The sequence below is a fragment of the Streptomyces abyssomicinicus genome (assembly GCF_008974245.1).
Classification (GTDB): domain Bacteria; phylum Actinomycetota; class Actinomycetes; order Streptomycetales; family Streptomycetaceae; genus Streptomyces; species Streptomyces abyssomicinicus.
This window is the reverse complement of the sequence record NZ_BBZI01000014.1, coordinates 1-13193: the sequence shown is the minus strand read 5'-3', so window position 1 is coordinate 13193 and position 13193 is coordinate 1. Positions and strand designations below refer to the sequence as shown.

Here is a 13193-nt window from a genome sequence, read left to right as displayed (position 1 = left end):
GGAACGGTTGCCCTGCTTCCGTTACGGGAGGATCACGGTGAACCGGCCTGCCGGACGGGGCCGGCGGGACGTCCGCCTTGATGATCCCCCACGCCGCTCCCCTTCCACGTCCGGCTCTCGCCAAACCACCCGAAGGGCGCTCGGTCACCGCACAGTTCTGCGGCTCGGTCACCCCGGCGCCCTCCCGGGCCACGCCCGCCACCGGGCGCGTCCGCAGCCGGGCGCTTCTTCCTCAGCCGGGCGCGTCCGCAGCCGGCCGGCGGCGCGGGTTCCGCGTCCGCGCCCGTACGCCGTGCCGCACCCGCGACCGGCGGCTACCCGCCGGGAGCCTCGCCGCGGATCCTGGCGAGCGCCTCACCGAGTTCGTCGGCCTTGACCAGGACGTCGCGCGCCTTGGACCCCTCGCTCGGGCCGACGATCTGACGGGACTCCATCAGGTCCATCAGGCGGCCGGCCTTCGCGAAGCCGACGCGCAGCTTGCGCTGGAGCATCGAGGTGGAGCCGAACTGGGTGGTGACGACGAGTTCGGCCGCCTGGCAGAGCAGGTCGAGGTCGTCGCCGATCTCCTCGTCGATCTCCTTCTTCTGCTGGGTGCCCACCACGACGTCGTCCCGGAAGACCGGCGTCATCTGCGCCTTGCAGTGGTCGACGACGGCGTGGATCTCGTCCTCGGCGACGAACGCGCCCTGCATGCGGACGGGCTTGTTGGCGCCCATCGGCAGGAACAGGCCGTCGCCCTTGCCGATCAGCTTCTCCGCGCCGGGCTGGTCGAGGATGACCCGGCTGTCGGCCAGCGAGGACGTCGCGAAGGCGAGCCGGGACGGCACGTTCGCCTTGATCAGGCCGGTGACCACGTCCACCGATGGCCGCTGCGTGGCGAGCACCAGGTGGATGCCGGCCGCGCGGGCGAGCTGGGTGATGCGGACGATGGCGTCCTCGACGTCGCGCGGGGCGACCATCATCAGGTCGGCGAGCTCATCGACGATCACCAGCAGGTAGGGGTAGGGGCGCAGTTCACGCTCGCTGCCGGGCGGGGTCTGCAGCTTGCCGCTGCGCACGGCCTCGTTGAAGTCGTCGATGTGCCGGTAGCCGAAGGCCGCGAGGTCGTCGTAGCGCAGGTCCATCTCGCGCACCACCCACTGCAGCGCCTCGGCGGCCCGCTTCGGGTTGGTGATGATCGGCGTGATCAGGTGCGGGATGCCCTCGTAGGCCGTGAGCTCGACCCGCTTGGGGTCGACCAGCACCATGCGGACGTCCTCCGGCGTGGCCCGCATCATGATCGAGGTGATCAGGCAGTTGATGCAGGACGACTTGCCGGAGCCGGTCGCGCCGGCCACCAGGATGTGCGGCATCTGCGCCAGGTTGGCCATCACGTAGCCACCCTCGACGTCCTTGCCCAGCGCCACCAGCATGGGGTGGTCGTCCTCGGCGGAGTCCGCCAGGCGCAGCACGTCCCCGACGTTGACCATCTCGCGGTCGGTGTTGGGGATCTCGATGCCGACGGCGGACTTGCCGGGGATGGGGCTGATGATCCGCACGTCCGGGCTGGCCACCGAGTAGGCGATGTTCTTGGTGAGCGCGGTGATCCGCTCGACCTTGACCGCGGGACCCAGCTCCACCTCGTACCGGGTGACCGTCGGGCCGCGCGTGAAGCCGGTGACCGCGGCGTCGACCTTGAACTCCTTGAAGACGTTGCCCAGTGCGGCGGCGACGGCGTCGTTGGCGGCGGTGCGGGACTTGCCGGGGCCACCGCGGTGCAGCAGGTCGAGCGCGGGCAAGGCGTAGGTGATGTCGCCGGAGAGCTGCAACTGCTCGGCGCGCGGCGGCAGCTCGCGCTCGCGGGCGGGCGGCGCCTTGGTGAGGTCGGGGACGGTCCCGGCGGCCGTCGCGGGCTCCTCGGGCGCGGCGGCCGGCGGGTTCCCGGGCCGCGGCCGCGCGGTGGGCACGGACGGCTCGGACCGCTCGGTGTCCTCCTCGCGCCCGCCGCGCTCGGTGACGCCCTGGGTGAGTCCGGCGACCAGCGGCGACGGGGGCAGGCCGTGCAGGATCGCCCCGTCGAGGGCGGCGGCCGCCTGTGCGGCGACGTCCACGGCGTCCATCGGACGGTTCGGGTCGGGCCGGCGGCTTCCGCCGCGCCGGGCACGGACCTTGCCGGTGGGTGGCGCGTCCAGGCCGGCCGCCTCGGCCTCGTCGATCTCGTTCTCGGCCGCCGGAAGCGAGCGCCTGCGCCGGGTGGGCGGCAGCGACTCCCGCCACTGTTCCTCGTACCGCTCGTCGTCCTCGCCCGGCGTCGTGCCCCCGGTGAAGCCCTCGTCCACCGCCGGCGGGCGCACCAGACCCAGCCGGACGCCGAGGGCGCGCAGGCGCTGCGGGATGGCGTTGACCGGGGTCGCGGTGACCACCAGCAGGCCGAAGACGGTGAGCAGCAGCAGGAGCGCGACGGCCAGCGCGGCGCCGGTCGCGTAGATCAGCGGGGTGGCGGCCGCCCAGCCGATGAGTCCGCCCGCGTCGCGTATGGCCTGCATGCCGCCGCTGCGGGCCGGCGAGCCGCAGGCGATGTGGACCTGGCCGAGCACGCCGATCGCCAGTGCGGACAGGCCGATGACGATGCGTCCGTTGGCCTCCGGCTGCTCGGGATGGCGCACGAACCGGGCGGCCACCACGGCCAGCAGGATCGGCACCAGCAGGTCGAGGCGGCCGAAGGCGCCGGTGACCAGGATCTCCACCAGCTCGCCCACCGGCCCCCGCAGGTCGGCCCAGGTGCCGGCCGCCACGATCAGGGAGAGCGCGATCAGCAGCAGGGCGATGCCGTCCTTGCGGTGGGCGGGGTCGAGGTTCTTCGCTCCGGTCCCTATCCCCCGCAGTACCGCGCCGACGGCGTGGGCGACACCCAGCCACAGGGCGCGCACCAGCCGGTACACGCCGTTGGTGGGGCTGGGCGCGGGCTTGGGCGCGGGCTTGGCGGCGGCCTTCCTGGCCGGCGCCTTCTTCGCCGGCGCCTTCTTGGCCGCCGGTTTCGCGGCCTTGGCGGGCCGCGGGGCCCTCGGTGCCTTCGCAGCCGAGGACGCCTTCGCGGGAGCGGGCGGCTTCTTGGCTGCGGAGGGTCGTGAGGCCATGAGAGTGAGGTTACCGGGGGAGGCGCCTGTGGACACGCCTGCGCGATGCTTCACCCGTTCGTGTCGCATCGTGTCGCAGGGGAGCGGGCCGGGAGCGGGCCGGACGTCGGCTGGACGGTACTGACGCCCCCTCACCGCACGCGAAAGCTTCGGGCGTTCAGCTCTGCTGGGGCAGCCTCGGCGCGGCCGGACCGGTGCCCGGCTCCAGCGCGTCCAGCGCGCGGCGCAGCCCGTTCAGCTTGCGCTCCAGGTGGGCCGCCGTGGCGACCGCGGCGGCGTCCGCCGCGTCGTCGGTCAACTGCTTGGAGAGCGCCTCGGCCTGCTCCTCGACGGCCGCCAGCCTCGCGGACAGCTCGGCCAGCAGCCCGGAGCCGGCCGTCCCCTCCTGGGGGACGTCACCCACGGACCGGTCACTGCCCTCCAACTGGAGCCGCAACAGCGCGGCCTGCTCCTTGAGCTGGCAGTTCTTCATGTACAGGTCCACGAAGACCGAGACCTTCGCCCGCAGCACCCACGGGTCGAACGGCTTGGAGATGTAGTCCACCGCACCGGCCGCGTACCCGCGGAAGGTGTGGTGCGGCCCGTGGTTGATGGCCGTGAGGAAGATGATCGGGATGTCCCGGGTCCGCTCCCGCCGCTTGATGTGCGCGGCGGTCTCGAAGCCGTCCATGCCCGGCATCTGGACGTCGAGCAGGATGACCGCGAAGTCGTCCGTCAGCAGCGCCTTGAGCGCTTCCTCCCCGGACGATGCCCGGACCAGCGTCTGATCGAGCGCGGAGAGGATGGCCTCCAGCGCCAGCAGATTCTCCGGCCGGTCATCGACCAGGAGGATCTTGGCCTTCTGCACCATGGCCCGTCCTCCTCGCCCCGGCTTGGGGCCGCCCCTGTTGACAGGACTCGGGGCGGCCTCCTGGGACGCCGCCCGTGATGACGGCTTCCTTGCGCCGTCCGTCCTTGTGCCGGTCATCGTAGCCGCACCCCGGGTGCCACCACACCCTGTCACCGCGATGTCACTGTGCATGCAGCGGAAACGTGGCGCGGGACCAAATGGTTCCCGGTGGGACCTTTCGCCCACCGGGTACCGCCGGATCTCGGCCACCCTGCACGTTCGCATACCCCGGATGGCGCGTTTCTCACCCCCGGACGCGGATCACTTGCGGCCCATCCAGTCCTCCATCACCGCGAGCAGGTGGTCCGGGTCGACCGGCTTGGTGACGTAGTCGGAGGCGCCCGACTCGATCGCCTTGTCCCGGTCCCCCTTCATCGCCTTCGCGGTCAGCGCGATGATCGGCAGCCCCGCGAACTGGGGCATCCGCCGGATCGCCGTGGTCGTGGCGTAACCGTCCATCTCGGGCATCATGATGTCCATCAGAACGATCGTCACATCCTCGTGCTGCTCCAGGACCTCGATGCCCTCGCGACCGTTCTCCGCGTACAGCACGGCCACCCCGTGTTGCTCCAGGACGCTGGTGAGGGCGAAGACGTTGCGGATGTCGTCGTCGACGATCAGCACCTTCTCCCCGTGGAACCGGACACCCTTGCGCTGCCCCGCGGAGGGGGCCGGGAGCTGCTCCGCCTCGCCGCCGGCCCGGCCCTGGCCCTGCCCCTGAGCCGGCCCCTGATCCTGCGCCTGTCCGCCGGCCCTGCCGGGCGGCTGCTCGGCGCGCGGCGCGGGCGGGTGCTCCTCGCGGCGGCGGCGCCGGAAGAGCGCCGCGGGCCCGTTCTGTGTCTCCCGGTAGGAGTTGACCTCGGCCGGTGTCTCCCCGCCCGCGGGCAGCGCGGCCCGCGCCTCCGGCCCCTCCAGCGCCTCGTTCTCGCCCGCCCCCTGCGCCGGTGCCTCGTTCGGGTGCAGCGGCAGGTAGAGCGTGAAGGTGGAACCGCGGCCCGGCTCGGACTGGGCGTGGATCTCGCCGCCGAGCAGCCGGGCGATCTCCCGCGAGATCGACAGCCCCAGCCCCGTACCGCCGTACTTGCGGCTGGTGGTGCCGTCCGCCTGCTTGAACGCCTCGAAGATGACCCGCATCTTGCTGGCCGCGATACCGATGCCCGTGTCGGTCACCGAGAACGCGATCATCTCCGCGTCCGGCTCGCGCAGCGCGCCCGACTCCAGCAGCTGCTCCCGGATGGCCGACGGCACGTCCGCGCCCGCCTGCCGGATCACCAGTTCCACGGCCCCGCTGTCGGTGAACTTCACCGCGTTGGACAGCAGGTTGCGCAGCACCTGCAGCAGCCGCTGCTCGTCGGTGTGCAGCGTCGCCGGCAGCTCCGGCGAGACCCGCACCGAGAAGTCCAGGCCCTTCTCCGCGGTCAGCGGCCGGAACGTCGCCTCCACGTAGTCCACCAGCTGCACCAGCGCGATCCGCGTCGGCGAGACGTCCATCTTGCCCGCCTCGACCTTCGACAGGTCCAGGATGTCGTTGATCAGCTGGAGCAGGTCGGAGCCCGCTCCGTGGATGGTCTCGGCGAACTCCACCTGCTTGGGCGAGAGGTTGCCGTCCGCGTTGTCCGCGAGCAGCTTCGCCAGGATCAGCAGCGAGTTCAGCGGAGTGCGCAGCTCGTGCGACATGTTGGCGAGGAACTCGCTCTTGTACCGCATGGAGACGGCGAGTTGCTCGGCACGCTCCTCCAGGACCTGCCGCGCGTCCTCGATCTCGGTGTTCTTCACCTCGATGTCGCGGTTCTGCCGCGCCAGCAGCTCGGCCTTCTCCTCCAGTTCGGCGTTGGACGCCTGGAGCGCCAGCTGCCGCTGCTCCAACTCTGCGGATCGGTCCCGCAGTTGCTCGGTCAGCTTCTGCGACTGCTTCAGCAGCACCTCGGTCTTGCTGTTCACCGAGATGGTGTTGACGCTGGTCGCGATCATCTCGGCGATCTGGTTGAGGAAGTCCTTCTGGATCTGCGTGAACGGTGTGAAGGAGGCCAGCTCGATCACCCCGAGCACCGTGCCCTCGAAGAGCAGCGGCAGCACGATCACCTGTGCGGGCGGCGCCTCGCCGAGACCGGAGGCGATCTTCAGGTAGCCGCTGGGCGCGTTCTCGACCAGGATCGCGCGCTTCTCCTGCGCGGCCGTGCCCACCAAGCCCTCACCGGGCCGGAACGACGTCGGCATGGAGCCCATCGAGTAGCCGTAGCTGCCGAACATCCGCAGCTCGTAGGCGTCGCCGTCGACGGCCCCGACCTCCTGGGAGTCACCCGGCGGGATCGCCAGGAAGAACGCCCCGTGCTGCGCGGACACCACCGGCGTCAGCTCGCTCATCACCAGCGACGCCACGTCGTCGAGGTCCCGGCGGCCCTGCATGAGGGCCGAGATCCGGGCCAGGTTGCCCTTCAGCCAGTCCTGCTCCTTGTTGGCGATCGTGGTGTCGCGCAGGTTGGCGATCATCTTGTTGATGTTGTCCTGCAGCTCCTGGATCTCGCCCGAGGAGTCGACGTCGATCTTCAGGTTGAGGTCGCCGCGGGTCACCGCGGTGGCTACCCGGGCGATGGCGCGCACCTGACGGGTCAGGTTCCCGGCCATCTCGTTCACCGACTCGGTCAGGTCGCGCCAGGTGCCGTCCACGTCGCGCACCCGCGCCTGACCGCCGAGCCGGCCCTCGGTGCCCACCTCGCGGGCCACCCGGGTGACCTCCTCGGCGAACGAGGAGAGCTGGTCGACCATCGTGTTGATGGTCGTCTTCAGCTCCAGGATCTCGCCCCGCGCGTCGATGTCGATCTTCTTGGTGAGATCACCCTTGGCGATGGCCGTCGTCACCATCGCGATGTTGCGCACCTGACCGGTCAGGTTGGACGCCATCTGGTTCACCGACTCGGTGAGGTCCTTCCAGGTGCCGGCCACACCGGGCACGTGCGCCTGACCGCCCAGGATGCCGTCCGTGCCCACCTCGCGGGCCACCTTGGTGACCTGCTCGGCGAACGAGGACAGCGTCTTCACCATGATGTTGATGGTGTCGCCGAGCTGCGCGACCTCGCCGCGCGCCTCGATGGTGACCTGCCGGGTCAGGTCGCCGTTGGCGACCGCGGAGGCGACCTGCGAGATGTTCCGCACCTGGGTGGTGAGGTTCTTCGCCATCAGGTTGACGTTGTCGCTCAGGTCCTTCCAGATGCCGGTGACGCCCGGCACGTGCGCCTGACCGCCCAGGATGCCCTCGGTGCCCACCTCACGGGCCACCCGCGTCACCTGCTCGGCGAACGAGGACAGCTGGTCGACCATCGTGTTGACGGTGGTCACCAGCTCGAGGATCTCGCCCTTGGCGTCGACGGTGATCTTCTTCGACAGGTCGCCCTTGGCGACCGCCGTGGTGACCTCGGCGATGTTCCGCACCTGGATGGTGAGGTTGTTCGCCATGAAGTTCACCGACTGGGTCAGGTCCTTCCAGGTGCCGGAGACCCCCTGCACCTCCGCCTGACCGCCGAGGATGCCCTCGGTGCCCACCTCGCGGGCCACCCGCGTCACCTGCTCGGCGAAGTTCGACAGCTGGTCCACCATCGTGTTGAGGGTGTTCTTCAGCTCGAGGATCTCGCCCCGCGCGTCCACGTCGATCTTCTGCGACAGGTCACCGCGCGCCACCGCCGTCGCGACCTGCGCGATGTTGCGCACCTGCGCCGTCAGGTTCCCGGCCATGCCGTTCACCGAGTCCGTCAGGTCACGCCACACGCCGGCCACGCCGGGCACCTGCGCCTGACCGCCGAGGCGGCCCTCGGTGCCCACCTCACGGGCCACCCGCGTCACCTGGTCGGCGAAGGCGGAGAGCTGGTCGACCATCGTGTTGATGGTGTTCTTCAGCTCGAGGATCTCGCCCCGCGCGTCCACGTCGATCTTCTGCGACAGGTCACCGCGCGCCACCGCCGTGGTGACCTGCGCGATGTTGCGCACCTGCGAGGTGAGGTTGCCGGCCATGCTGTTGACGGAGTCGGTGAGCTCCTTCCAGGTGCCCGACACCCCGTCCACCCGGGCCTGACCGCCGAGGCGTCCCTCCGTCCCCACGTCCCGCGCCATCCGCGTCACCTGGTCGGCGAACGACGACAGCTGGTCCACCATCCGGTTCACGGTGTTCTTCAGCTGGAGCATCTCGCCGGAGACGTCCACGGTGACCTTCTGCGACAGGTCGCCGTTGGCCACCGCCGTCGTCACCTGCGCGATGTTCCTCACCTGACCGGTGAGGTTGCGGAACGCCGTGTTGACGGAGTCCGTCAGGTCCTTCCAGGTGCCGGCCGCCCCGGGCACCTGCGCCTGACCGCCCAGCTCACCCTCGACGCCGACCTCACGCGCCACCCGGGTCACCTCGGCGCCGAACGCCGACAGCTGGTCCACCATCCCGTTGACGGTGTTCTTCAGCTCCAGCATCTCGCCGGCCACGTCCACCGTGACCTTCTGCGACAGGTCGCCGTTGGCCACCGCCGTCGTCACCGCGGCGATGTCTCGCACCTGCGTCGTCAGGTTCCGGAAGACCGTGTTCACCGAATCGGTGAGGTCCTTCCAGGTACCGGCCGCGCCCGGGACGTTCGCCTGGCCGCCCAGCCGCCCCTCGGCGCCGACCTCGTTGGCGACCCGGGTGACCTCGTCGGCGAAGATCCGCAGCGTCTCGGTCATCTGGTTGATCGTGTCGGCGAGCTGCGCCACCTCGCCGCGCGCACTCACCGTCACCTTCCGCGACAGATCGCCGTTGGCGACCGCCGTGGTCACCTCGGCGATCCCGCGCACCTGGGCGGTGAGGTTGCCCGCCATCAGGTTGACGGAGTCGGTCAGGTCCTTCCACACGCCGGCCACGCCCGGCACCTGCGCCTGCCCGCCCAGCTCCCCCTCGGTGCCCACCTCACGGGCCACCCGGGTCACCTCGGCGGCGAACGCCGAAAGCTGGTCCACCATCGTGTTGACCGTGTTCTTCAGCTCGAGCATCTCGCCCTCGACGTGCACGGTGACCTTGCGGGAGAGGTCACCGTTGGCGACGGCGGTCGTCACGAGCGCGATGTCCCTCACCTGAAGGGTGAGCCGGTGCGCCATCGTGTTGACGGACTCCGTCAGGTCCTTCCAGGAACCGGACATACCGCGCACCTGGGCCTGCCCGCCCAGCTTGCCCTCGGTACCCACCTCGCTGGCCACCCTGGTGACCTCGTCGGTGAACCGCGAGAGCTGGTCGACCAGGTTGTTCACGGTCCGCGCGACCTTCAGGAACTCGCCCCGCAGCGGATGCCCGCTGCCGTCGGCGCCCCGGGTCCGCAGCTCCATCCGCGGCGACAGATCACCCTCCGCCACCGCGGACAGCACCCGTCCCACCTCGGACACCGGCCGCACCAGGTCGTCGACCAGCGCGTTCGACGCGTCGATCGCGGCTGCCCACGACCCCTCGCAGGCGCCGGTCTCGAGCCTTTCGGTGAGTTTTCCCTCACGCCCGACCATCCGCCGCACCCGGGCCAGCTCACCGGTCAGGTGCAGGTTCCGGTCCGCGACCTGGTTGAAGACGGCGGCGATCTCCGACATCACGTCGTCGCCGGACACCGTCAGCCGCTTGCGGAAGTTCCCGTCGCGCATCGCCACCAGACCGGACAGCAGCCTGTTCAGCGCGGCCGTGTCCACCTGGGTGGTGCCTCCGCCCTTCGCACGCGTCCTCGTACCCCGCGTCGCCGCGCCAGACTCCACTGTGTCCCTCCCGCAGGGATCGACCAACCTCTGCCGCTCGCGTGCCCGTGACCGGGGCCGCGCTCGCTCCGCCCGCCCGTCCGCAACCACGCGTCGGGGGCGTTACCGTCAAGCCTGCCCAGTGCAAGCCTGCCCAGTGTTTCACCTCGTCCGAACCAGGCCATAACAGTTCGGCAAGCCCGCACACCGTCCGCACACCCTGCGGACGGAATCGGCGTCAACCGGCATCCGCACGGACCTCGAAGGTAAGTAACCTTGCAGAACGCTGTCCGGCCGAGCGCGGTCCCGTCCGGTCCGGACGGTGGTGAGACCATGGTGCGGGCATCGGAGGGGCGGCCTCGGAGAACATGACGACCGGACTGATCTCGGGGGAGCAGCCCCCGGAGCACCCCGGGCCGGCAGACGCGTTTCCCGCTCAGCAGGGGCAGGCGCGGGACGACCGGCCGGATCCACACGCCCCAGAGCGCACGAGGAGTTCTGTGATCACCGCGCGGGCGGCCGCCAGCTTCGAGCCTGTGGGGCGTTCCGTCGCGACCGCCCGCTCCTTCGTCCGCGACACCCTCCAGGGCTGGGGATTCGCCGACATCATCGACGACGCCGTGGTCCTCACCAGCGAGCTGGTCACCAACGCCGTCGTCCACGCTGGCACCGCCGCCGATGTCGTCTGCCTGCGCAGCGGCGAGGGCGTCCGCATCGAGGTCGCCGACCATTACCCGGAGCGCGAGCTGCCCCTGCAGTCCGCCGCGCTGACCATGACCAACCCCGACCAGGAGGGCGGCCGCGGGCTCCAGCTCTGCGCGGCTCTCGCCACCCGCTGGGGCGTCGACTACACGACGACCCGCAAGCAGGTCTGGTTCCAGCTCGACCTCCCCGACCGCGCCGTCGGCACCCGCTCCGCGGGCCCGGCGCTCCCGGTCGAGATGCTGCCGGCCGCCGACGGCCGGGTCAGGGTGGCCGTCGTCCAGATCGACCGCGACGGCACGGTGACCTCGTGGAACGAGGACGCAGAGGACCTCTTCGGCTACCGGGCCGCCTCCGTGACCGGCAAACCGCTCACCGACCTCGCGGCCTGGCCGCACACCCCGGGCACCAGCACCGGCATCGCCGAGGCCCTCCAGCTCTCCCGCTGGGAGGGCAGCTACGGCATCCGCGACGCCGCCGGCCGCGTGGTCCCCGTGTACGCCTCCCATCTGCGCGTCCGCGACCCGCAGGGCGAGCCCTCCACGGTGTGCCTGCTGGTCCGCAACGAGGAACGCGCCGTCCTGCAGAGCCCCGCCCGGGGCGCCACCGGCGACACCGGCGGCCACGACGGCCGGGACGCCGACCCCTTCGAGGTCTTCATCGGCTCCCCCGCCCCCGACGACCTGGACGGCCTCCTCCAACGCACCGTCGAGCGCGCCCGCGACATGCTGGATGCCGACGCCGCCTTCCTGCTGCTGGCCACCGACGACGAGACGGAGCTGGAGGTCCGCGCGTCGACCGGCCTGCCCTCGGCCCGCCAGCGTTTCGCCCGGGTCCCCGTCGAGGCCGGTCCCGGCCGCTACGGCTCGGCCCGGATGCCCGCCGTCCACGACGACCTGGCCGCCGCCCCGGGCGCCATCCCGCTGCTCAACGGCACCGGGATGCGCTCCGTGGTCACGGTCCCCCTCAAGGTCGAGGGCCGCCTCACGGGCTCCCTCGGCGTCGCCGCGGAGTCTCCCGGCCGTTACTCGAACGAGGAGGCCCTGCGTCTGCAGTTCGCGGCCGACCGGATCGCGCTCGCCGTCGAGTCCGCCCGTCTGGGCGAGCTCGAGCGGCTCCGCCGTGGCTCGCTGAGCTTCCTCGTCGAGGCCTCCGACCTGCTGGCGGGCACCCTGGACCGCGACCAGACGCTGGCCCTGATGGCCCAGATGACCGTGCCCACTCTGGCCACCTGGTGCGCCGTGTACACGATCAACGACCCGTCCTCCGAGCCGTACCTGTCGTACGTCCTGCACGAGGACGAGGACCGCATCGACGGCCTCAAGGCCCTGCTTTCCAAGATCTCCCCGCCGGACCCGGTCCCGACTCCGGGCGCCCGCGTCTGGACGGCCCCGTTCGAGGCCGCCCACGAGGCGGCCCTGCGCAGCTCCATGCGCAGTCTCGGCCTGGGCGAACCGACCACCGTCTCCTCCGGCATCGGTCCCACGCTCGCCACCGCGTCGGCGGTGGGCGGCGAGACCGTCGTCCTGCCGCTGGTGGCCCGCAACCGCGTCATCGGCATGCTCACACTGGGCAAGCCGACCGACGAGCACTTCCGTCAGGAGTCCCTGGAACTCGCCGAGGACCTGAGCCGCCGGGCCGCCCTGGCGCTGGACAACGCGCGCCTGTACTCGGAGCGCATGGCCATCAGCCAGTCCCTCCAGCGCAGCTTGCTCCCCCCGGAGCTCCCCAGGATCGACGGCGTCGAGGTGGAGGTCATCTACCAGGCGGCCGGCGAGGGCAACGAGGTCGGCGGCGACTTCTACGACCTCTTCCCCATCCGGGACGGCGCCTACGGCTTCGCCATCGGCGACGTGTGCGGCACCGGCCCCAACGCCGCTGCCGTCACCGGCCTCGCCCGGCATGCGCTGCGCCTGCTGGCCCGTGAGGGCCTCAGCGGCCCCGCGGTGCTCCAGCGCCTCAACTCCGCGATCCTCGACGAGGGCGAACGCAGCCGCTTCCTCACTCTCCTCTACGGCGAGCTCTGGCCGCAGGAGGACGGCAGCGCACTGCTGAAGGTGGTCTGCGCCGGCCATCCGCTCCCCCTGCGCCTACGCCAGGACGGCACGGTGGAGCCCGCGGCGGAGCCGCAGCCGCTGCTCGGCGTGATGGACGACCTGGAGCTCTACGAGGAGACCCGCGTCCTCGACCCGGGCGACGTCCTGCTGTGCGTCACCGACGGCATCACCGAACGTCGCGAGGGGATGCGCATGCTGGGCGACGACGGCCTGGCGGACGTCCTCACCACCTGCACCGGCCTGACCGCCGGAGCGGTCGCGGCGCGCGTCCTGCGGGCCGTGGAGCGCTTCGCCTCGGAACCGCCGTCGGACGACATGGCCATCCTGGCGATGCGGGTACCGGGCCTCCAGGCGGACTGACGCCGGGAGCCGGACCACGGCGATCGGCACGGCATACGAAAGAGGCCCCGCCCGAATGGGCGGGGCCTCTTTTTGGCTGAGCCCCCAAACGGAATCGAACCGTTGACCTTCTCCTTACCATGGAGACGCTCTACCGACTGAGCTATAGGGGCCTTGTCGTTTTTGAGGTTTCCCTCGCGGCGACACATGAATACTAACCCACGACCTGCACGGATTCCAACTCCGGATGTACGGGCCGGAGGACGACCGAACCGATCACCCGCGCCCGAAATCACCGCCAATGACCCCACTTTCCGGGCACACCACGCAGGAAGGCCGGCAGCATCTGCGTGGCTGCCGTACAGC

At 71.1% G+C, this 13193-nt stretch carries 4 protein-coding genes and 1 tRNA gene; 1 reads left to right on the top strand and 4 read right to left on the bottom strand.

The features are described 5' to 3' along the window. Positions 1-314: 314 nt before the first annotated feature. The 3 genes from GBN72_RS30590 to GBN72_RS30580 form a co-directional block, all read right to left on the bottom strand. A complete protein-coding gene (locus tag GBN72_RS30590) occupies positions 315-3116 on the bottom strand; it encodes a DNA translocase FtsK (protein ID WP_246213015.1) in 2802 nt (933 codons plus the stop codon). A 157-nt stretch (positions 3117-3273) separates the two neighbouring features. Further along, positions 3274-3966 carry a response regulator gene (locus tag GBN72_RS30585; protein WP_151775224.1) on the bottom strand — a complete coding sequence of 231 codons (693 nt, stop codon included), beginning with the start codon at positions 3964-3966 and terminating at the stop codon, positions 3274-3276. A gap of 300 nt (positions 3967-4266) precedes the next feature. Then, positions 4267-9750, bottom strand: coding sequence for a HAMP domain-containing protein (locus GBN72_RS30580; protein WP_151775223.1), 5484 nt, complete (start codon positions 9748-9750; stop codon positions 4267-4269). Positions 9751-10097: 347 nt separating this feature from the next. Between GBN72_RS30580 and GBN72_RS30575 the strand changes: the two genes are divergently transcribed. Next, positions 10098-12848 carry a SpoIIE family protein phosphatase gene (locus tag GBN72_RS30575; protein ID WP_151775222.1) on the top strand — a complete coding sequence of 917 codons (2751 nt, stop codon included), beginning with the start codon at positions 10098-10100 and terminating at the stop codon, positions 12846-12848. Positions 12849-12927: 79 nt separating this feature from the next. On the opposite strand, the gene GBN72_RS30570 is transcribed toward GBN72_RS30575, so the two are convergent. Then, positions 12928-13000: transfer RNA gene (locus GBN72_RS30570), tRNA-Thr, on the bottom strand. Positions 13001-13193 lie beyond the last annotated feature (193 nt).

Excerpts from the sequence above, each read along its gene's own strand:
- GBN72_RS30575 (WP_151775222.1), top strand. The coding sequence starts at position 10,098 with ATGACGACCGGACTGATCTCGGGGGAGCAGCCCCCGGAGCACCCCGGG.
- GBN72_RS30585 (WP_151775224.1), bottom strand. The coding sequence starts at position 3,966 with ATGGTGCAGAAGGCCAAGATCCTCCTGGTCGATGACCGGCCGGAGAAT.
- GBN72_RS30590 (WP_246213015.1), bottom strand. The coding sequence starts at position 3,116 with ATGGCCTCACGACCCTCCGCAGCCAAGAAGCCGCCCGCTCCCGCGAAG.